Below are 19,711 nucleotides of genomic sequence, written 5' to 3' on the forward strand. Positions count from 1 at the left end.
CCTTCTCGCTCGTACGGACCCGTCGCGCCCCCATGGTGCAACGTCGATCCGGGACCACCGATTCCGGGGGTCGGGAACGGTCAGGCGACCGGGCGGGGCACGAAGCCGTACGGCAGTTCCAGGCGGTTCCTGGCCATCAGCTCCTCGTCGGCGAGGACGTCCGCCGTGGGCCCGTCGCCGGCGATCACGCCCTCGCTCAGGATCACCGAGCGCGGGCAGAGTTCCAGCGCGTACGGCAGGTCGTGCGTGACCATCAGGACGGTGACGTCCAGGGACCGCAGGACGTCCGCGAGCTCACGGCGCGAGGCCGGGTCGAGGTTGGAGGAGGGCTCGTCCAGGACGAGGATCTCCGGCTCCATCGCGAGGACGGTCGCCACGGCCACGCGCCGTCGCTGCCCGAACGACAGGTGGTGCGGCGGCCGGTCCGCGTACTCCGCCATGCCGACACGGGCGAGGGCCTTCTCCACCACCGCCTCCAGCTCCGCGCCGCGCAGCCCGGCCGCCGCCGGGCCGAAGGCGACGTCCTCCCGGACGGTCGGCATGAACAGCTGGTCGTCCGGGTCCTGGAAGACGATGCCGACCCGGCGCCGGATCTCGGCCAGGTTCCGCTTCTCGACGGGCAGCCCGGCGACGGAGACCGTGCCGGCGCCGCCGGTGAGGATGCCGTTGAGGTGGAGGACGAGCGTGGTCTTGCCGGCGCCGTTGGGGCCGAGCAGCGCGACGCGCTCGCCGCGCTCGACGGTGAGGTCGACGCCGAAGAGGGCCTGGTGGCCGTCAGGGTAGGCGTAGGCGAGGCCGCGCACGTCGAGCGAGGGGACGAAGGCAGGGGTCGGAGCGGTCATGACGTCCATCCGAGGAGGCAGATCAGGAGGGCGGTGAGCGGCAGGGCGCCGGCCTTGAGCCACTGGGCACGGGTGGCGGTCACCTCGTCGATGACCGGCATCGAGCCCGTGTAGCCCCGGCTGACCATCGCGAGATGGACGCGCTCACCACGCTCGTACGAGCGGATGAAGAGCGCGCCCGCGGACTTGGCGAGGACGCCCCAGTGGCGGATCCCCTTCGCCTCGAAGCCGCGTGAGCGGCGGGCGATGGACATCCGGCGCATCTCGTCGGTGATCACATCGCCGTACCGGATCATGAAGGAGGCGATCTGGACGAGGAGGGGCGGGAGCTTCAGCCGCTGGAGGCCGAGGAGCAGCTCGCGCAGCTCGGTGGTGGAGGCGAGCAGCACGGAGGCGGCGACGCCGAGGGTGCCCTTGGCGAGGACGTTCCAGGCGCCCCACAGGCCGGGGACGGAGACGGAGATCCCGAGGACGTCCGTCTGCTCGCCCGGCACCACGAACGGCATCAGGAACGCGAAGGCCACGAACGGGATCTCGATCAGCAGCCGCCGCAGCAGGAACCCGGCCGGGACGCGGGCGAGCGCCGCCACGACACCGAGCAGGACGGCGTACAGGGCGAAGGCCCAGACCGCCTCGCGGGGCGTGGAGACCACGACCACGACGAAGGCGAGCACGGCGGCGAGCTTGGTGTGCGGGGGCAGCGCGTGGACCGGCGAGTCCCCCCGCCGGTACAGCTTGTGGGCATGCCCCGCTCCCATGTCAGACCTGCGCCGCGGTCGGGGCCGTGGCCGAGGCCGCACGGCGGCGGCGGATCACCCAGAAGGCGCCGGTGCCGACGGCGAGGGTCGCGCCCACGCCGATCACGCCCGCCAGGCCACCGGAGAGCCGGGCCGTCTCGACGCCCTTGACGCCGTAGTCGGCGAGCGGGGAATCGGCGGCGGCGTGCTCCTCGACGTTCTTGTCGATGCCCTTGTCGGCGGCGACCTTCTCCAGGCCGTCCGGGCTTGCGGAGGCGTAGAAGGAGACGAAGCCGGCCAGGACCAGGGCGGCGACCACGCCGCCGATCCACACCTTCTTCGGGGAGCCGGCAGGGGTGACCTCGGCAGCCGGAGCCGCGTCGACCAGTTCACCGTTCACCCGCAGCTTGAGCGGGGCGCTCAGGCCCCGGGCGCCGTACACGAGGTCGGGGCGTACGGCGACGACGGCGCCGACGGTCAGCATGGTGATGGCGGCCTCGCCGATGCCGATGAGCGTGTGGACGCCGACCATCGCGGTGAGCACCTTGCCGAGCGGTACGTCGGTGGTGCCGCCGACGGCGTAGACGAGGGTGAAGGCGGCGGCCGCGGCGGGCACGGAGACGAGCGCGGCGACGAAGGAGGCGACCGTCACCGAGCGGCGGGTGCGCGGCAGCACGAGGACGAGACCGCGGAAGAGCGCGTACGCGACGACGACCGTGACGACGCCCATGACGGTGATGTTCACGCCGAGCGCGGTGAGTCCGCCGTCCGCGAAGAGGATGCCCTGCATGAGCAGGACGACGGCGATACAGAGCACGCCCGTGTACGGCCCGACGAGGATCGCGGCGAGCGCACCGCCGAGCAGATGACCGCTGGTCCCGGCCGCGACCGGGAAGTTGAGCATCTGTACGGCGAAGATGAAGGCCGCGACGAGCCCGGCCAGCGGCGCCGCCCTCTCGTCGAGCTCGCGTCGGGCACCGCGCAGGCTGACGGCGAGTGCGCCGACGGCGACGACACCGGCGGCGGCGGACACGGGGGCGTTGATGAATCCGTCAGGTACATGCACGTCCCGAATGATGAGTGTTTCTGCAAAGCACTTGCAAGAGCGCACAGATCACAGAAAGGATGCGCTCGCCACGCGCGCGCCGGGAAATATGCGACATTAGGGGATAAGTGAGACGAGTGTGAGGAGTGGCTCGATGTCCCCCACCACGGATGACCATGCAGTCGAGGATCACGCCGTCGAGGATCACGCCAAGGGGCGGATCATCACCGACGCCCCGCTCTCCCGCCCCGTCCCCGTCGCCCTGCGCTACGACCCCGAGGCCCCCGCCACGGTGCGCTTCGTCTTCCCCGGCAATATCGAGTGGTCGTTCCCGCGGGCCCTCCTCGAGACCGGGATGCGCGGCCCGACCCGGCGCGGCGACATAGGCGTCTGGCCCTGCGGGCGGGTACAGACGGTGGTCGAGTTCCATACGGCGGACGGCGTGGCGGTCGTCCAGTTCGACACCACGGCCCTGCTCCGGTTCCTGAAACACACCTACGCCGTCACCGCGTCGACCACGACACGATGACGGCGCAGGGCCGCGTCGGCTCCCCGTCCCCACAGGTTCCGGCGCGATCCGGGACGTAACCCTCCTCCGCTCAAGGAGGCGCCCCGGGGTTCATGGGGCTCAGACCTTCACGAGCTCACGCTCCGGGTCCTGGGGCCCGGCGTCCTTCGCGGCCAGGCCCTCGCCTTCCACGTCCACGTTCGGCAGCGCCTTGTCCAGCCACTTCGGCAGCCACCACGCCTTGTGACCGAGCAGGGCGAGGACCGCCGGGACGATCGCCATCCGGACCACGAAGGCGTCGAAGAGGACGGCGACGGCGAGACCGAAGCCGATCATCTTGATCATCTGGTCGTCCATGCCGATGAACCCGGAGAAGACCGCGATCATGATCACCGCGGCGGCGGTGACCACCCGGGCGCTGTGCCGGAAGCCCGTCACGATCGTCTCGCCGGGCCGCTCGCCGTGGACGTACGCCTCGCGCATCCGGGTGACGAGGAAGACCTCGTAGTCCATCGCGAGTCCGAAGACCACACCCACCATGAAGATCGGCATCATCGACATGATCGGGCCGGTCTGCTCGACGCCGAAGAGGGAGCCGAGCCAGCCCCACTGGAAGACCGCGACGACCGCTCCGAGGGCCGCGACCACCGAGAGCAGGAAGCCGAGGGCCGCCTTCAGCGGGACCAGGATCGAGCGGAAGACCACCATGAGGAGCAGGAAGGCGAGTCCGACGACCAGGGCCAGATAGGGCACGAGCGCGTCGTTCATCTTCTGCGAGAAGTCGACGTTCATCGCGGTGGCGCCGGTGACCAGGACGTTGCCGCCGGTCGCGTCCCGGATGTCGTGGACCAGGTTCTCGGTCTCCACCGAGGAGGGGCGGTCCTTCGGGATCACCGTGATCATCGCGGTGTCGCCGGCCTTGTTGGGCGTCGGCGGGGTGACCGCCACGACCCCGTCCAGGCCCTCGATCTCCTTCACGGTGGACTCGGCGGCGGCCTTGTCGCCGTCGACGACCACCATCAGGGGGCCGTTGAACCCGGGGCCGAATCCGTCCGACAGCAGGTCGTAGGCGCGACGCTCGGTGGCGGAGGTGGGCTTGACGCCGTCGTCCGGCAGACCCATCTCCAGGGAGGAGGCGGGCAGGGCGATCGCACCGAGGCCGAGGACGCCGACGAGCAGGACCATGACCGGGCGGCGGATGACGAACCGGGCCCAGCGGGTGCCCATGTTGGGCTTGCCGTCGGACTTCTTCAGCCCCTTGCGCTCCTTGCGGCCCACGACCTTGGCGCCGGCGAAGCCGAGCAGGGCCGGGATCAGGGTGAGCGCGATGAGGACGGCGATCACGACCGTGCCGGCGGCGGCGAAGCCCATCTTCGTGAGCATCGGGATGTTGACGACGGCCAGGCCGACCAGGGCGATGACCACGGTCAGACCGGCGAAGACGACGGCCGAGCCGGCCGTGCCGACCGCGCGGCCCGCGGCCTCCTCGTGCTCCCGTCCCTCGGCGAGCTCCGCGCGGTAGCGGGAGACGATGAAGAGGGCGTAGTCGATGCCGACCGCGAGGCCGATCATCATCGCGAGGGTGGAGGTGGTGGAGCCGAGGTCGAGGACGTTCGCGAGCGCCGTGATCGAGGAGACGCCGATACCGACGCCGATGATCGCGGTGAGCAGCGGAAGCCCCGCGGCGACCAGCGAACCGAAGGTGATGACGAGCACGATGCCGGCGATGATCACACCGATGATCTCGCCCGCGCCGGTCTCGGGCATGGTCTGCAGCGCGTCGCCGCCGATCTCGACGGTCAGGCCCTGCCCCTGCGCGTCGTGCCCGGTCTTCTTCAGGGCCTCCCGCGTCGCGTCGGTCAGCTCCATGCCGGAGACCTTGTAGCTGACGGAGACGTAGGCGGTCGAGCCGTCCTTCGACACCGCCTGGGCGGTGTACGGGTCGGTGACCGAGGCGACCTCGTCGGAGCCGGCCTTCAGCTCGGCGACGACGTCCTGCACCTTGGCCTTGTTGGCCGGGTCGGTCATCTTCTGGCCCTCGGGGGCCTTGAAGACGACCCGGGCGGTGGCCCCGTCGGCGTTGCCGCCGGGGAAGCGCTGCTCAAGGAGGTCGAAGGCCTTCTGGGCCTCGGTGCCGGGGATCGAGAAGGAGCTGGAGGTCGCGGCGGGCGCGGTGGCGGCGCCGACCCCGGCGAGCGCGAGGAGCGCCACCCAGAGGAGGGCGACGAGCCGTCGGCGCCGGAAGGCGGAGCGACCCAACTTGTAGAGGAACGTGGCCACGGGGGCGTACTCCCAATTTCGTGGTGGGACAGGGCATGGGGAGCCGGCCCGACGGCGTGAGCGGTGCGACGTCAGGTGGTGCGGGCGGTGCGGGTGGTGCTGCGGGGAGTGTCAGACGCCGAGTGAGGGGAGCACGACGGCGTTGACGTAGTCGGTGATGAAGGCGCGGTCGATCGGCTGGTCCTCGATCAGCGGACGGGCGACGAACGCCCCGATGATCATGTGCGGGACGAACTTCAGTGCCGGGTTGTCGGCGCTGATCTCGCCCCGTGCCACCGCTCGCTCCAGAGTGACGCGCAGGTTGCTCATCTCGGGTTCGATGAGCAGTTCGCGCAGCGCCTGGTGCAGGTCGGGGTTGGCATGGACCGCCTGGGCGAGGCCGCGCATCAGCGCGGTGTCCTTCTCCATCTGGCAGTCGTCGGTCAGCTCCATGATCGCCTGGAAGTCGCCGCGCAAGGTGCCCGTGTCGATCTCGGCGAGCTTGATGGGCTTGTTGTCGCGCAGTGCCGTGGCGACCAGTTCGGGCTTGCTCCCCCACTGGCGGTAGAGGGTGGCCTTGCTGGAGCGGGTGCGGGCGGCGACGGCGTCCATGGTGAGGGCGTCGTAGCCGACCTCGCGCAGGAGCTCGAGCACGGCTCCGTACAGCTCGGACTCACGCTCTGGGGTGAGCCTGCTGCGGGCCATGACCGGCCTCCCATCCGAACGAAACGGTTTCGTACACCTCGAAGGTACCCGAGCGCCTAGCGAAACGAAACCGTTTCGTACGTGTCGTGGACCACACGCGCACGTCCGTACGAGTTGCCGCACCCCATCAGGGTGGAAAGCATTGGGGGGTGAGTGACGACGTCGCGTATCTCCGCTTCCCGCACCTCCACGACGACCTGCTGTGCTTCGTGGCCGAGGACGATCTCTGGGTCGCGCCCCTCGTGCCCGAGGGGCAACGGCCCGGCCGGGCCTGGCGGGTCACCGTCGACCGGACCCGGGTCGGCCACCCGCGCTTCTCGCCCGACGGCCGCCACCTCGCCTACACGAGCTGGCGCAGCCTCGACCCCGAGATCCATCTCGCGCCGGTCGAGGGCGGTCCCGCCCGGCGGCTGACCTACTGGGGCTCGACGGACACCCGGGTCTGTTCCTGGTCCCCGGACGGCGACATCCTCGCCGTCTCCTCGCACGGCCAGCCCTTCTCGTACTTCTCCTGGGCGTACACCGTCCCCACCGACGGCTCCCCCGGCGGCCGCATGCCCTGGGGCCCGGTCTCCGACATCGCCGTGGCCGATCTCGACGGAGAGCGCCGCACCCTCCTCCTCACCGGAAAGCCGCCGCACGAGGCGGCGGCCTGGAAGCGGTACCGGGGCGGCGCCACCGGGCGGCTGTGGCTGCACGGCGAGCAGCTGCTGCCGGATCTCGAGGGCCAGCTCGACACCCCGATGTTCGTCTCCGGCCGGATCGCCTTCCTCTCCGACCACGAAGGCATCGGGAACCTCTACTCCTGCCTGCCCGACGGCACCGATCTGCGCCGCCACACCGACCACGACGCCTTCTACGCCCGGCACGCGTCGAGCGACGGGCGACGAGTGGTCTACCAGTGCGCCGGCGACCTGTGGATCGTCGACGACCTGACCGTCCCCGACGCCGTGCCGCGCAAGCTGGACGTACGACTCGGCGGCCCACGCGCGGGCCGGCGCCACTACCAGGTCCCGGCCGCCAACCACGTGGACGCGATCTCGGTCGACGAGACCGGGCGGGCCAGCGCCGTATCGGTGCGCGGCAGCCTCTACTGGCTCACCCACCGCGACGGACCGGCCCGCACGATCACGGACACCCCGGGCGTCCGGGTCCGGCTGCCCGAGATGCTGGGCAGCGGCGGCCAGATCGCGTACGTCACGGACGCCGAGGGCGAGGACGCGATCGAGGTCGCCTACCTGCCGCGGGCCAGCGGGGACCGGGAGCCGCGCAGGATGGCCTCCGGCGAACTCGGCCGGGTCGAGGAGATGGTCGCCGACCCCGAGGGCGAACGCCTCGCGATCGCCTCCAACGACGGCCGGCTGCTCCTCATCGACGCGACCGAGGAGTCCAACGGCGAGGTGAGCGAGGTGATCCGGTCGGACAACGGGCCCGTCCGCGATCTCGCCTTCTCCCCCGACGGCGCCTGGCTGACCTGGTCTCACCCCGGCATCGGGCGCTCGCTGCGCCACATCAAGATGGCCCGGATCTCCGGGCCGGGCACCCGGACGATCGTCGACGTCACCAACGGCCGCTTCGAGGACGAGAATCCGGTCTTCACCAGCGACGGCCGCTATCTCGCCTTCCTCTCCTGGCGGGGCTTCGACCCGGTGTACGACGTGCACACCGGCGACCTGTCGTTCCCGCTGGGCTGCCGCCCCTATCTCGTACCCCTGTCGTCCGCCACCCCGTCGCCGTTCGCGCTGCTGCCGGACGGGCGCCCGGCGGCGGGTGGCCTGGACCCGACCGAGACGGAGACCGAGGGCGGGGAGGGCACCACGATCGTGGAGGTGGAGGGGCTCCCGGACCGGGTCACCCCCTTCCCGGTCTCCGCCTCCAAGTACTCGGCGCTGTACCCGGTCAGCGGCGGCGGGCTCGTCTGGCTGCGCTGGCCCATCTCGGGCGCGCTCGGCGAGACCTTCGCCAACCCGGCGGACACCACGGGCCGCCCCACCCTTGAGCACTTCAACATCACCAAGGCCCGCAAGACCGAACTCGTCGGCCACCTCGACTGGTTCGCGGTCAGCGGCGACGGATCACGGCTCGTCGTGGTCGACGAGGGCGATCTGCGGGCGGTGCCGGCGACCGAGCCCGGGGACGGCGACTCGACCGTCTACATGGACCTGCGGCGGATCCTGCACGAGGTCGACCCCGAGGCGGAGTGGCGCGGGGCCTACGACGAGGCGGGGCGGATCGTCCGCGCCTACTTCTGGGATCCGAACATGTGCGGAGTGGACTGGCCGGCCGTCCTCGACCAGTACCGACCGCTGGTCGAACGGGTGGCCTCCCCCGACGAGTTCGCCGATCTGCTGCGCGAGGTCATGGGCGAGCTGGGCACCTCGCACGCCTATGTCTCGCCCGCCCGCCGCAACGAGGGCCCGCCGCACTACCAGCGGCCGATGGGCCTCCTCGGCGCCAACCTGGTCCCCCGGGACGGCGGCTGGATGGTCAAGCGGATCCTGCCCGGCGACTCCTCCGACTCCAAGGCACGCTCACCGCTCGCGGGCACCGGCATCCGCGAGGGCGCGATCCTCACCCACGTGGACGGCCGGCCGGTGGACCCGGTGGCCGGCCCGTACCCGCTGCTGTCCTCCTCCGGCGGTACGACGGTCGAGCTGACCTTCCAGCCGGCGGAGGGCGAGGGCCGCGCGCGCCGGGTCGCGATCGTGCCGCTGATCGACGAGCGGCCGCTGCGCTACCAGGACTGGGTGACCAAGCGGCGCGCGGTGGTCCGGGAGGTCAGCGGCGGCAAGTGCGGCTATCTGCACATCCCGGACATGGGCGGCTCGGGCTGGGCCCAGTTCAACCGCGACCTGCGGATGGAGGTCTCCCGGCCGGCCCTGATCGTGGACGTGCGCGGCAACGCGGGCGGCCACATCAGCGAGCTGGTCGTGGAGAAGCTCACCCGCAAGATCCTGGGCTGGGACCTGACCCGTAACGCCCAGCCCGTCTCGTACGCCTCGAACGCCCCGCGCGGGCCGGTCGTCGCCCTCGCCGACGAGGCGACCTCCTCGGACGGCGACATGATCACAGCCGCGTTCAAGCTGCTCGGCCTCGGCCCGGTGGTGGGCCAGCGGACCTGGGGCGGGGTCGTCGGGATGACCGGCCGTCACCGACTCGGCGACGGCACACAGATCACGGTCCCGATGAACGCGGCATGGTTCCCCGAGTACGGCTGGTCCGTCGAGAACCACGGCGTGGAACCCGACCTGGCGATCATGCGCACCCCGCTGGACTGGGCCGAGGGCCGCCACGCCCAGCTCGACGACGCGGTCGAAGTGGCCCTCTCGCTGCTCGGGGAGACCCCGGCGGCGACCCCGCCCGGCTACGAGGACGTGCCCGACAACTCCCGCCCGAAGCTCCCGCCGAGGTCCACCACGTAGGACGTCCCGGGCTGCCCGTCGAGGACGCAGTCCCCGACGGGCACGAACCCCACCCGCGCGAGCACGCCCCTCGACCCGGCGTTCGCGAGGGCCGCGGCGGCCGTGAGCCGCACCAGCCCGTACTCCACCACGGCGAGCCGGCACACCTCCCGCACCCCGCCGGTGGCCACACCCCGCCCGGCGGCCTTCTCGGCGACCCGGAACCCGAGATCGGCGGACCCGTCGGCCACGTCGACGAGATTGAACCGCCCGAGAACCTCCCCACCGCCCCCGACCAGCACATGGAACAGAATCGCCCCGGTCTCCTGCTCGTCGAGCAGAGCCTGATGCCGCGCCTCGAACTCGCGGAAGTACGCATCCCCCCGATCGGGCACGGAGGCAGCGAAATACCCCCGGTTCTCCCGCTCGAACGCGAGCAGGGCGGGGGCGTGTTCGGGTCGCAGCAGCTGCAGTTCGGGCATGGGCGGCACGGTACGTGGCCCTGCGTGCGGACCGCACGGGAAATAAGGCGACGCGGAAGGCGCACCCGGCGTCCCGGGTGCGCCTTCTCGGGGGACAGACGTCAGGCGTCGTAGTCCTGGTCGAAGCGGTCCTGGGCCTCCTGGTGGGCCCGGCGCTGCTCCTCGTCGGAGGGGCGGCCCTTGGCCTGGGAGGCGCGCTCGGACGCTTCTTGGCGTGCGTTGCCCATCTTCTGCTTCGCCTGCTCGGCGGCCTGCTTCGCCTTGTCCTTGAACTGGTCTTGCATGCCCATGAAGGTTCACTCCTTGACGGGTGTGAGGGGAACGGGGCGGCTCGCCCCTTGGGCCTCGACCAGCGTGGCATGGCGGAACATTCCGCGCATTTCGATCAAATACTCTCAGCTACCGCTGGGAGTTGGCCCCCGTACGCGCCTGCTCGTCGGCCACCCCTCCGGCCCCGACAAGGCCCTTGGAGACACCCGAGAGACGCGGCTCGAAGCGCTGCATCTCGCGCTGACCCACCGTCGCGATGACCCCCGGCAGATAGCCGCGGACCGACTGCATCCCGCGCAGCCACCATTGGGCGTACACATGCGCCGAGCGCCGCTCGATGCCCGCCACGATCCGGTCCACGGCCGGGCCCAGCGGGTACGTGCGGTTGGACGGCCAGGGCAGCCGCTGACGCAGCTCCTTCATCACGTCGTCCTGGTCGGCGCCCCGGACCATGTCGGTGTCGGTCCACGACAGGTAGCCGACGCCGACCTTCACCCCCTTGTAGCCGACCTCGGCGCGCAGGCTGTGCGCGAAGGCCTCGACGCCCGACTTCGAGGCGCAGTACGCCGTCATCATCGGCGCCGGCGTGATGGCCGCGAGCGAGGCGATCTGCAGGAAGTAGCCGCGGGACTCCATCAGGACGGGCAGGAAGGCCCGTCCGGTCACCGCTCCGCCGATCAGGTTGACCTCGATGACCCGCCGCCAGGCGACCGGGTCGGAGTCCACGAACGGACCACCCGCCGCGACCCCCGCGTTGGCGACCACGATGTCGACCTTGCCGAAGCGCTCCTTGACCTCGGACGCCACCCGGGCCATCGCCTCGTGGTCGGTGACGTCCGCGTGCCACCAGTCGGCCTCGGTGTGCAGCCGGGCGGCGACCTGCTTCAGCTCGTCCGGCTCCAGGCCGACCAGCGCGATCTTCGCGCCGCGCGCGGAGAGCTTGCGGGCGAGGAGTTCACCGACACCGCGGGCCGCTCCGGTGACGACCGCGACCTGGCCTTCCAGACTCACCCTGCTCATGCGTCCTCCCTCAGACATACGTACGTGGTCACGAGTTCCCTGATCCGCGCGGTGACGGCCTCCGGGGCCTCGACCGGTGTCATATGGCCCATCCCCGCCAACTCGTCGAGCCCCACGCACTGCGGCAGGGCCTCGGCCATGGCGCGGGAGTGGACGGGCGGGGTGAGCCGGTCCGCCGCGCCGACGAGCACCGCCACTGGCAGCTCCAACTCCCGTACGCCCGCTTCGAGATCGAGCTCCGCGAGCACGTGCGACCAGGCCACCCGCGAGACGCGCGGGCAGGCGTGCACGATCCGGGCACAGGCGTCGACCCGTTCGGGCGCCGAACCCGGGCCCATCGTCGCGTACCTCAGGATCCTCTTCGACACGGGCGTGACCGGTCCGAGCGGCGCCCTCGCTCCCAGGATCGCCCTGGTCAGCCGGGTCCGCAGGCCGCCTGGCCGCATCGGTACGACGAGGGATTCGGCCGTGAGCCGGGACGGGCCGGTGGAGCAGAGCAGCACGGCGGCGGCGTGCTCCCGGAAGCCGGGGCGCGCGGCGGCCGCCATAAGCGTCATGCCGCCCATGGAGTGCCCGGCGAGGACCGTCTTCTCGCCGGGGGCGAGCGTGGCGGCGAGGACCGCTTCGAGGTCGTCGGCGAGCGCCCGCGTGGAGTGACCGGAGGCGCCGGCCGGGGCGGGTGTGCGGCCGTGGCCGCGCTGGTCGTAGGCGATGACCCGGTGGTCGCGGGCGAGGTCGCGGATCTGCTCGGCCCAGAAGGCGATGGAGCAGGTCCATCCGTGGGCCAGGACCACGGTCGGGGCGCCCTCGGGCCCGTACACCTCGGCATGGATGCGGGCGCCGTCCGCGGAGACGGCGATCACCTCGCGCGGGTGCGGGAGCGGGACACGCGGGGCCGTACGGGACGACTTCGCACGGGACGCGGTCGTACGGGGCCCGGCGGAGAGGCGGCTCACTTCACGGCCTCCCTCTTGCGGGCCGTGCGCTTCGGCTGCGCGGACGCGGCCTCGGCGCCCGGGCGCAGCACCTCGTACTCCGCGAGGTCCACCTGGCGCGTCTCGCGCCGGAACTCGCCCGTCGTGCCCGGCCACAGCGTGGTGTTGCGGCCGTTGGCGTCCAGGTACCAGCTGTCGCAGCCGCCCGCCTTCCACACGGTCCGCTCCATCCGGGCCTGCACCTTCCGGTTCCAGGCGCCGACGGCGGACGGGCGGGCGGCGAGGGCGGCACGCCCTCCGAGAACGTTCAACTGGCGCAGGTAGTCGGCCATGTAGTTCAGCTGGGACTCGATCATGAGGATCATGGAGGAGTTCCCGAGACCGGTGTTGGGCCCGATGATCGTCATCCAGTTGGGGAAGCCGTCGACGGTGGCGCCGCGCAGCGACTGCACCCCGCCCTTCCACGCCTCGGCGAGCGAGACGCCGTCCGCGCCGACGACCCGCTCGGCGATCGGCATGTCGGTCACGTGGAATCCCGTACCGAAGACGATCGCGTCGACCTCGGTCTCGGTGCCGTCCGCCGCGACGACGGTCGAGCCCCGGACCTCGCGCAGTCCGGAGGCGACGACATCGACATTGGGCCGGGCGAGCGCCGGATAGTACGTGTTGGACAGCAGGATGCGCTTGCAGCCGATGCGGTACGAGGGGGTCAGCTTGGCCCGCAGCGCCGGGTCCTTGATCGCCTTGGCCATGTTGGCCTTGGCGAGCGACTCGACGAGACCCAGCTCGCCGGGGCGCTTGGTGAACGCGCTGACCTGGAGTTCGCGGATGCCCCAGAGCAGCCCGCGGCGCGCGGTCCCGGTGAAGGGGATCGTGCGGTGGAGCCAGCGCTCGGCGCCGGTGATGGCGCGGTCCATGCGCGGCATGACCCACGGCGGGGTGCGCTGGAAGAGGGTGAGCTTCCCGACCTGCGGCTGGATCGCGGGCACGATCTGGATCGCGGACGCGCCGGTGCCGACCATGGCGACGCGCTTGCCGGTGAGGTCGTAGTCGTGGTCCCACTGCGCCGAGTGGAAGACCTTCCCGGGGAAGTCGGCCAGGCCCGGGATGTCGGGGATCTTCGGGTCGGAGAGCGGCCCCGTCGCGGAGACGATCACATCGGCGGTGAAGGAGCCCTGGTTGGTCTCGATGTGCCAGCGCAGCTCCTCGGCCTCCCAGCGCATCAGCTTCACCTCGTGGTTCAGCCGCAGGTGCGGGCGGAGCCGGAAGGTGTCGGTGACGTGCTCCAGGTAGGCACGGATGTGGCGCTGCCCGGAGAAGGTGCGGGGCCAGTCGGGGTTGGGCGCGAAGGAGAAGGAGTAGAGGTGGGACGGGACGTCGCAGGCGCATCCCGGATAGCTGTTGTCGCGCCATGTGCCGCCCACGGAGTCGGCCCGCTCCAGGACGACGAAGTCGGTGATCCCCTCGCGGCGCAGCCGGACGGCGGCCCCGAGTCCACCGAACCCCGATCCGATCACCGCCACCCGTACGTGCTCGTGCTTCGCCATGCCGCCTCCCGTGCGCCCGGCCAAGATTCCGCCAGCAATCACTGGCACAGTCGGGACTGTAGAGCAGCGGCATACCGAGCGGTAGGGGTCGGGCAAGGGAAAGTTACCGGCGGTACAACATAGGCTTGCGGGCGTGGCAGAACGATCGGAAGACGTGACAGGTGTACGCGAGTACCGCATGGACGAACTCGCCGCGGCGGCCGGCATCACCGTGCGCACCCTGCGCTTCTACCGCGAGCGCGGCCTGATCGCACCGCCCCGCCGCGAGGGCCGCATCGCCTGGTACGACGACCACCACCTGGCCAAACTCCGCACCATCGCGGCCCTGCTCGAACGCGGCCACACCCTCAACGGCATCGCCGACCTCAACACCGCCTTCGAGAGCGGCAAGGACGTCAGCGAGGTCCTCGGCCTCGGCGAACCCACCGAGGAGGAGCCGGTCCGGCTCACCCCGCAGGAACTGGCCGACTACTTCGCGGGCGAGGTCACCCCGGAGAACCTGCTGGCCGCCCTCGACCTCGGCTACCTCGCCACCGACGGCGACACGATCGTCCACATCAGCCGCCGGCTGCTCGACGTCTCCGCGGCCCTGGTGAAGGAGGGCGTCCCGCTCTCCGCCGTCCTGGAGGCCGGCCGGGCGGTCCGCGAACACGCGGACGCCCTGGCCGCGCTCTTCACCGACCTGCTGCGCGAGCACGCCGAGGAGAAGGACATCCAGCGCCTGCGGCCGCTCGCCAAGAGCGTGGTGGAGGCGGAGCTTTCGATGGCCATGGACCGCCGCATGCGGGACAGGCCCTGAGGTCCTGCGACGTTGCGACGCTGACCCTTCGAGCACCCGCATGACCGGGTGACAGAAGAATGCGCGCGCTCAACGACTCCCCCCTCCCCCTGTGTGCGGCTACAGCTCGTAGACCGCCGTCACGGGCGCGTGGTCGCTCCACCGCTCCCCGTGCGTGGCGGCCCGCTCGACGAACGCCTTGACGGCCTTGGCGGCCAGGCCCGGCGTCGCGACCTGGTAGTCGATGCGCCAGCCGCTGTCGTTGTCGAAGGCGCGCCCGCGGTACGACCACCACGAGTACGGCCCCTCCTGGTCCGGGTGGAGGGCGCGGACCACGTCGACGTACTCCGCCTCGTCGAAGACGCGGCTCAGCCAGGCGCGCTCCTCGGGGAGGAAGCCGGCGTTCTTCTGGTTGGTCTTCCAGTTCTTGAGGTCGGCCTCGCGGTGGGCGATGTTCCAGTCGCCGCAGACGACGACCTCGCGGCCGTCGGCGGCGGAGCGCTCCTTGAGCTCCTTCAGATACGGCAGGAACTCGTCCATGAAGCGGACCTTCTCGTCCTGCCGCTCGGTGCCGACCTCGCCGGAGGGCAGGTAGAGGCTGGCGACGGTGACGCCGGGCAGGTCGGCCTCGATGTACCGGCCACTGCCGTCGAACTCGCTCGACCCGAACCCGACCCGCACCTGGTCGGGCTCACGCCGGGTGTAGAGGGACACCCCCGCGCGCCCCTTGGCGGCGGCGGGCGCGTGCGCGGTGAACCATCCCTCGGGCGCCGCGACCTCGGCCGGAAGCTGGGATTCCTCGGCGCGTACCTCCTGCAGGCAGACGGCGTCGGCGGAGGTGCCGGCGAGCCACTCCACGAAGCCCTTCTTGGCGGCGGCGCGGAGACCATTGACATTGACGGACGTCACTGTGTACAAAACATGCTCCTTTTCAGGTGGGCAGCGAGGTCACGCCCAGGGGTCAGGCTCCCACACCGGATGCACCTCGACGCCGAAACCCTTCTCCTGGCGGACGAGCGCGACCCGCCGTACGAGCTGCTTGAGCAGCCCGTTCTTCGCCGCGTCGCTCAGCAGGTCCCACTCCTCAAGAAGCCCTGCGATCACCGGCTCGTAGTCCGACTGTCGCGGCGTACGGTTCTCCACCGACATCCGCTCGAGCGCGGCAGTGGTCGCCGTCTGCTGCTGCCGAATGCGGTCGAGGGCCGCCTCGTACTCCCCCGGCCTGTACCCGTCGGGATTCATGGCCCGGTCGGCGCGCAGGTTCGCCACCGCCTGCCTCTGCTTGGCCGCTTCGGCTTCGAGCCGTGCACGCTCCCTGGCGGCCGCAGTCCGCTCGCCGAGCGCCTCGTCCTGGGGCGGCGGAGCGCTCCACCCGGCGTCGAGGTCCGGTGCCGGCTCCTTGAGCCAGTCATGCACCCGCTTCTCGACATCGACCCGGGCCGCGTACACGCCTTCGCATCCGTGGGTGCCGGTGACGCTGCGACGGCCACACATGTAGTTGTGGCCTTTGATCGACCGCGGCTCGCCGTCGACCATCCTGATGGCGCTCTGCACTGGCGTGGTGCCACGGCATCCGGCGCAGCGCACCAGCCCGGTAAGCGGGTAGAGCGCGGTCGGGGCGCGGGGCGGGGTCTTCTTTGTCGCCTGCCTGCGGTCCCGGTACTGCTGCCACAGCTCCAGGTCGACGAGTTCTTCCTGCGCGCCCGGGACGAACAACACGTTCGGGCAGTTGCCGCGACCGGCCGGATGGCACACGCACTTCGGATCGTGGATGCGGAGCAGTCCGGCGCAGAACCCGCTGTCCATGTAGCGAATGAGGGTCTGGGCGGTCCACAGGCCCCCGCGTGTGGTGCGCCATCCGGCAGTGTTGAGCTCGTCGAGGAGTGCGTAGAACGGGGCGCCACCGATGTACTGCCGGTACCGGTCGGCCATGACCGGCCCGGCCTCGGGGTCGGCTACATACTTCTCCTCCTGGAGGATCCAGCCGCCTTTGCCGTCAGGCAGCCGGCGGGGTTGCCAGATGTAGCCGAAGCGGGGCCGGCCCGTGGCGGGGAGGCAGAGCTTGTAGCGTCGATGGTCATGGGTCTCGCGCCATTGTTCGCCGCGGGCGTCGGATTCGTACGCCGCGAACTCGAACAGGATGCCGCGCTGGAGGCGGCCGGTGGCGGTGCGGGCGTCGGCTTCCTCAGTGGCGGATTGCAGCTCGCCGCCGGCATCGTCGAGCCGCTTGAGGTTGACGGCGATGCCGTCGCGGGAGCGCCCGAAGCGGCTGTACTTCCAGACGACGATGCCGCGCGCTTCGCCTGCTTCGACGCGTTCGATGCACTTCATGATCTTGCGTTTGAAGTGACGGCCGGAGACGTCGAGGTCCTCGACGCAGTCGACGATGCGACGTCCTGTGCGCTTCGCCCATGCCTCGATCGCCGCCTGTTGCAGCTCAGGGCTGATCTTCTCTTCTTTCCAGGTGGAGACTCTGACGTACGCGAGCCAGGGCTCGCCCTCGTCGGGAGAGCCCTGGTTTGTGGCGGGGTTCGGTGTCACTGTGCCTGCCGTTCGTGCGGGCGTGGGAAATCGCTGCGGATCGGTACGACGGCGCCGCTTGGTCGGTGTCGGGACGGGCAGGCCGAGGGCGACGTGCTGAAGCGCTCGGCGACATCCGTCGCGGTCGTCACTTCTTCGCTGTGCGGCTGATACCGGAGGCGATCTGCGAGACACGGGGCAAGGAAATTCCGAGCGCTGCGGCCACCTCCGCAAGGGACTGGGTGGTGCGCATTTCGACGACGGCGGCCTGTCGGACGGCACGAAGCTCCGCCTGGAGCCGGGGCACGGAGTCCAGGACGGAAGCGACCGCGCGGGCCCGGTCTGTCGCGTCGGGCATAGCGGCAAGCTCAGCGATGACGCCACGGATCGCGTCCACAGCAGGAGAAGTCTCGATCACGATTTTAGGGTACCCCTAAACATCTTGGGCGGTTAGCCTCTTCTGGTCGGGGAGCGCATCCTCGACAGAATGCCGACCCTCCGAGCATGCATAGATGTACGATGCTTCGCATGAACATACGCCCCACTCCCTACGACCACCCTGACGCGGTCAAACTCAACGACGCCGTTCAGCTGGAGTACGCCGCCCGCTACGGCGACGAGGGCGATGTCACACCACTCGACGCCGGCATGTTCGCGCCGCCATCCGGGCTCTATCTCCTCGCGTACGACTCCGCGGACCGCCCCGTCGCGACCGGCGGCTGGCGCACCCAGGACAGGAACGACGAGGGCTACTCGGACGGCGACGCCGAGCTCAAGCGGATGTACGTGGTGCCGGAGGCGCGCGGCCTGGGGCTGGCCCGTCGCATCCTGGCGGCCCTCGAGGCGGACGCCCGCGCGGCGGGCCGTATCCGCATGGTTCTGGAGACGGGAACGGCGCAGCCGGAGGCGATCGCGCTGTACACGAGCAGCGGGTACGAGCTGTGTGCGAAGTTCGGCCACTACCGGGAGTACGAGAACAGCCGCTGCTACGCAAAGCCTCTGACCTGAAATCGCCGACCTGATTCCCTGACGCGCCCCTGACAATCGTCTCACCATCTGGCACGCTTCCTCACGCACGTCGATCCGCACCGTTCTCATCCCCCACCTGCCTCGGCAGAAGGAGACATGCGTGAGACGCCATCGCACAGTCGCAGCCGTCCTGTTGTCGGTCGGAGCGCTGCTGACCGGAGCCCTGACCACGACCTCGGCGCAAGCGGCGGAGAAGCCCGCCTTCTGGACCGCGGAGCGGATGCGCTCGGCGACCCCGCTCGACCTCGAGGTCGCTCCCGGCGCCCTCAAGACCCTCAAGCAGGTCGCCCGCTCGTCCACCCCGACCACGATCTCCCCGACCTCCGTCGCCCCGACGGCCTTCCCGCAGCCGGGTGGCCCCTGGACAGGCGGCGGCGCGGTCGTGAAGACCTCGGGCCGGGTGTTCTTCACCTTCCAGGGCCGTACGGCCTCCTGCTCGGGCAACGCGGTCACCAGCCAGAACCAGAGCACGGTCATCACGGCCGGCCACTGCGTGAAGTACCAGGGCGCGTGGCACACGAACTGGGTGTTCGTCCCGGCGTACGACAACGGCAGCGCGCCGTACGGCCAGTGGGCGGCGACGAAGACGCTCACGACCCCGCAGTGGGAGGCGAGCGAGGACATCAACTACGACGTCGGCGCGGCGGTCGTGGCCCCCCTGAACGGCCAGAAGCTGACGTCCGTCACCGGCGCCCAGGGCATCCAGTTCAACGGCGGCTACAACAAGCCGATGTACGCCTTCGGCTTCCCGGCCGCCTCCCCGTACGACGGCTCGAAGCTGATCCACTGCGCGGGGAACTCCTCGAAGGACTTCCTCTTCTCCCAGGACCACAGCCTCGCCTGCAACATGACGGGCGGATCCAGCGGCGGCCCCTGGTTCACGGGCTTCAGCGAGGCCACCGGCACCGGCCTCCAGGTCTCGGTGAACAGCTTCGGCTACACCTTCCTGCCCAACCGCATGTTCGGCCCGTACTTCGGCAACGACGCGAAGGCCCTGTACGACCGGGCGCAGGTCTCCTGACCCCCGCCCGCGGCCCCCGGCGAACTCCTCCGCCGGGGACGCGGTGCGCCCCGGGTGCGTCCGGGGGCGTCCTGTCGTGTCTTGTGTGACGAGATGGGATAGGGGGCGTTCGGGTGGTAAGTCGCGGGAACCGCAACTGCCCGCGGCCCGGCCGCAGTCCTCATGGCCAGTGGCAGGACAACCGAGGAGGAACTCATGACTGCGCTCCAGTCTTTCACCGCGGCCCCGACCGAGATGGCGGACCTCGATCCCTACCGCTTCCCTGCTGCGTTCATCGACGACTTCGCCGAGGAGCCGGAGGCATGGACGCAGCCGCGGACGCAGACGTACGTCGCGCACGGCTTCATGGAGTCCGGCGACTACCCGCTGCCCGCGCCGGTGCCCAGCACGCGGCTGTCCGTGGCTCTGGAGCCGGCGGACCGGCGGCGGCTGGACCTGCACGCGGCGCTCACCACGGCGGGCATCGCCCCGCTGCCCGGCGACCTCGACGCGATCGAAGCGCTGTGCACGCTCGACGACTTCACCCACATCGCGCTCCAGCGGTGGATCACCCGCACCGCGTGAGCCAGGGCGCGGGCGGCCGCGTCGGTGCGGCCGCCCTCGCCCGGCGCG

The 19,711-nt window shown here is 70.8% G+C and carries 19 protein-coding genes; 6 read left to right on the top strand and 13 right to left on the bottom strand.

What is annotated here, in order from left to right; all coding sequences use genetic code 11:
- Window positions 1–80 precede the first annotated feature (80 nt).
- The 3 genes from ABZ939_RS14650 to ABZ939_RS14660 are packed head-to-tail and all read right to left on the bottom strand — an operon-like array spanning window position 81 to window position 2,645.
- Window positions 81–842 (bottom strand): ABC transporter ATP-binding protein, encoded by a 762-nt coding sequence (locus ABZ939_RS14650; protein WP_361853604.1) that lies wholly within the window; start codon window positions 840–842, stop codon window positions 81–83.
- On the bottom strand, window positions 839–1,600 hold the full coding sequence (gene cbiQ / locus ABZ939_RS14655) for a cobalt ECF transporter T component CbiQ (RefSeq protein ID WP_361853607.1): 762 nt from the start codon (window positions 1,598–1,600) through the stop codon (window positions 839–841). Before cbiQ ends, ABZ939_RS14650 begins: the two co-directional genes overlap by 4 nt.
- Before the next feature lies 1 nt (window position 1,601).
- A complete protein-coding gene (locus ABZ939_RS14660; RefSeq protein ID WP_361853610.1) occupies window positions 1,602–2,645 on the bottom strand; it encodes an energy-coupling factor ABC transporter permease in 1,044 nt (347 codons plus the stop codon).
- A gap of 133 nt (window positions 2,646–2,778) precedes the next feature.
- Here ABZ939_RS14660 and ABZ939_RS14665 point away from each other — a divergent pair, with 133 nt between their 5' ends.
- Window positions 2,779–3,153: an SsgA family sporulation/cell division regulator gene (locus tag ABZ939_RS14665; protein WP_361853613.1), complete on the top strand. Its 375-nt coding sequence runs from the start codon at window positions 2,779–2,781 to the stop codon at window positions 3,151–3,153.
- Window positions 3,154–3,252: 99 nt separating this feature from the next.
- Here ABZ939_RS14665 and ABZ939_RS14670 read toward each other — a convergent pair whose 3' ends face one another.
- Both ABZ939_RS14670 and ABZ939_RS14675 read right to left on the bottom strand, forming a co-directional pair.
- The gene (locus ABZ939_RS14670; protein ID WP_361853616.1) at window positions 3,253–5,412 is read right to left on the bottom strand and encodes an MMPL family transporter; all 2,160 of its coding nucleotides are present in this window, start codon (window positions 5,410–5,412) and stop codon (window positions 3,253–3,255) included.
- Between the two features lie 111 nt (window positions 5,413–5,523).
- The gene (locus tag ABZ939_RS14675) at window positions 5,524–6,096 is read right to left on the bottom strand and encodes a TetR/AcrR family transcriptional regulator (RefSeq protein ID WP_361853619.1); all 573 of its coding nucleotides are present in this window, start codon (window positions 6,094–6,096) and stop codon (window positions 5,524–5,526) included.
- A 149-nt stretch (window positions 6,097–6,245) separates the two neighbouring features.
- On the opposite strand from ABZ939_RS14675, the gene ABZ939_RS14680 reads away from it, so the two are divergent.
- On the top strand, window positions 6,246–9,518 hold the full coding sequence (locus tag ABZ939_RS14680) for a S41 family peptidase (RefSeq protein ID WP_361853622.1): 3,273 nt from the start codon (window positions 6,246–6,248) through the stop codon (window positions 9,516–9,518).
- Here the strand turns inward: ABZ939_RS14680 and ABZ939_RS14685 are convergent.
- The 5 genes from ABZ939_RS14685 to ABZ939_RS14705 form a co-directional block, all read right to left on the bottom strand.
- Window positions 9,461–9,979, bottom strand: a complete 519-nt coding sequence (locus tag ABZ939_RS14685) for a GNAT family N-acetyltransferase (RefSeq protein WP_361853625.1) — start codon at window positions 9,977–9,979, stop codon at window positions 9,461–9,463. The two genes, ABZ939_RS14680 and ABZ939_RS14685, sit on opposite strands and share 58 nt — an antisense overlap.
- 101 nt (window positions 9,980–10,080) lie before the next feature.
- Window positions 10,081–10,269: a hypothetical protein gene (locus ABZ939_RS14690; protein WP_361853628.1), complete on the bottom strand. Its 189-nt coding sequence runs from the start codon at window positions 10,267–10,269 to the stop codon at window positions 10,081–10,083.
- Between the two features lie 109 nt (window positions 10,270–10,378).
- Window positions 10,379–11,269, bottom strand: coding sequence for an SDR family oxidoreductase (locus tag ABZ939_RS14695; RefSeq protein WP_361853631.1), 891 nt, complete (start codon window positions 11,267–11,269; stop codon window positions 10,379–10,381).
- Complete coding sequence (locus ABZ939_RS14700; RefSeq protein WP_361853912.1) at window positions 11,266–12,132, bottom strand: alpha/beta hydrolase; 867 nt, start codon at window positions 12,130–12,132, stop codon at window positions 11,266–11,268. The genes ABZ939_RS14695 and ABZ939_RS14700 overlap by 4 nt, the downstream gene beginning before the upstream one ends.
- Before the next feature lie 89 nt (window positions 12,133–12,221).
- The gene (locus tag ABZ939_RS14705; protein ID WP_361853633.1) at window positions 12,222–13,751 is read right to left on the bottom strand and encodes an NAD(P)/FAD-dependent oxidoreductase; all 1,530 of its coding nucleotides are present in this window, start codon (window positions 13,749–13,751) and stop codon (window positions 12,222–12,224) included.
- Between the two features lie 178 nt (window positions 13,752–13,929).
- On the opposite strand from ABZ939_RS14705, the gene ABZ939_RS14710 reads away from it, so the two are divergent.
- Complete coding sequence (locus tag ABZ939_RS14710) at window positions 13,930–14,550, top strand: MerR family transcriptional regulator (protein ID WP_361853915.1); 621 nt, start codon at window positions 13,930–13,932, stop codon at window positions 14,548–14,550.
- Window positions 14,551–14,649: 99 nt separating this feature from the next.
- Here the strand turns inward: ABZ939_RS14710 and ABZ939_RS14715 are convergent, their stop codons facing one another.
- The 3 genes from ABZ939_RS14715 to ABZ939_RS14725 all read right to left on the bottom strand — a co-directional run bounded on the left by ABZ939_RS14715 (window position 14,650) and on the right by ABZ939_RS14725 (window position 17,467).
- On the bottom strand, window positions 14,650–15,447 hold the full coding sequence (locus ABZ939_RS14715; RefSeq protein WP_361853636.1) for an exodeoxyribonuclease III: 798 nt from the start codon (window positions 15,445–15,447) through the stop codon (window positions 14,650–14,652).
- A gap of 30 nt (window positions 15,448–15,477) precedes the next feature.
- Window positions 15,478–17,070 carry a recombinase family protein gene (locus ABZ939_RS14720; protein ID WP_361853639.1) on the bottom strand — a complete coding sequence of 531 codons (1,593 nt, stop codon included), beginning with the start codon at window positions 17,068–17,070 and terminating at the stop codon, window positions 15,478–15,480.
- 127 nt (window positions 17,071–17,197) lie between these two features.
- Entirely contained in the window at window positions 17,198–17,467 is a 270-nt protein-coding gene (locus ABZ939_RS14725) for an RNA polymerase subunit sigma-70 (RefSeq protein WP_361853641.1), read from the bottom strand.
- A 110-nt stretch (window positions 17,468–17,577) separates the two neighbouring features.
- Here ABZ939_RS14725 and ABZ939_RS14730 point away from each other — a divergent pair, with 110 nt between their 5' ends.
- The 3 genes from ABZ939_RS14730 to ABZ939_RS14740 all read left to right on the top strand — a co-directional run bounded on the left by ABZ939_RS14730 (window position 17,578) and on the right by ABZ939_RS14740 (window position 19,663).
- Window positions 17,578–18,057 (top strand): GNAT family N-acetyltransferase, encoded by a 480-nt coding sequence (locus ABZ939_RS14730; RefSeq protein ID WP_361853644.1) that lies wholly within the window; start codon window positions 17,578–17,580, stop codon window positions 18,055–18,057.
- 121 nt (window positions 18,058–18,178) lie between these two features.
- Window positions 18,179–19,099: a peptidase gene (locus ABZ939_RS14735; protein ID WP_361853647.1), complete on the top strand. Its 921-nt coding sequence runs from the start codon at window positions 18,179–18,181 to the stop codon at window positions 19,097–19,099.
- A gap of 195 nt (window positions 19,100–19,294) precedes the next feature.
- Window positions 19,295–19,663, top strand: coding sequence for a hypothetical protein (locus ABZ939_RS14740; RefSeq protein WP_361853650.1), 369 nt, complete (start codon window positions 19,295–19,297; stop codon window positions 19,661–19,663).
- Window positions 19,664–19,711: the final 48 nt, after the last annotated feature.

Source organism: Streptomyces sp. NPDC046712, from assembly GCF_040645695.1.
Lineage (GTDB): Bacteria > Actinomycetota > Actinomycetes > Streptomycetales > Streptomycetaceae > Streptomyces.

What these genes read in the sequence shown, in the direction of transcription:
- ABZ939_RS14650 (WP_361853604.1), bottom strand. Translation starts at nt 842, where the DNA reads ATGACCGCTCCGACCCCTGCCTTCGTCCCCTCGCTCGACGTGCGCGGC.
- cbiQ (WP_361853607.1), bottom strand. Translation starts at nt 1,600, where the DNA reads ATGGGAGCGGGGCATGCCCACAAGCTGTACCGGCGGGGGGACTCGCCG.
- ABZ939_RS14665 (WP_361853613.1), top strand. Translation starts at nt 2,779, where the DNA reads ATGTCCCCCACCACGGATGACCATGCAGTCGAGGATCACGCCGTCGAG.
- ABZ939_RS14675 (WP_361853619.1), bottom strand. Translation starts at nt 6,096, where the DNA reads ATGGCCCGCAGCAGGCTCACCCCAGAGCGTGAGTCCGAGCTGTACGGA.
- ABZ939_RS14685 (WP_361853625.1), bottom strand. Translation starts at nt 9,979, where the DNA reads ATGCCCGAACTGCAGCTGCTGCGACCCGAACACGCCCCCGCCCTGCTC.
- ABZ939_RS14690 (WP_361853628.1), bottom strand. Translation starts at nt 10,269, where the DNA reads ATGGGCATGCAAGACCAGTTCAAGGACAAGGCGAAGCAGGCCGCCGAG.
- ABZ939_RS14695 (WP_361853631.1), bottom strand. Translation starts at nt 11,269, where the DNA reads ATGAGCAGGGTGAGTCTGGAAGGCCAGGTCGCGGTCGTCACCGGAGCG.
- ABZ939_RS14705 (WP_361853633.1), bottom strand. Translation starts at nt 13,751, where the DNA reads ATGGCGAAGCACGAGCACGTACGGGTGGCGGTGATCGGATCGGGGTTC.
- ABZ939_RS14710 (WP_361853915.1), top strand. Translation starts at nt 13,930, where the DNA reads ATGGACGAACTCGCCGCGGCGGCCGGCATCACCGTGCGCACCCTGCGC.
- ABZ939_RS14730 (WP_361853644.1), top strand. Translation starts at nt 17,578, where the DNA reads ATGAACATACGCCCCACTCCCTACGACCACCCTGACGCGGTCAAACTC.
- ABZ939_RS14740 (WP_361853650.1), top strand. Translation starts at nt 19,295, where the DNA reads ATGACTGCGCTCCAGTCTTTCACCGCGGCCCCGACCGAGATGGCGGAC.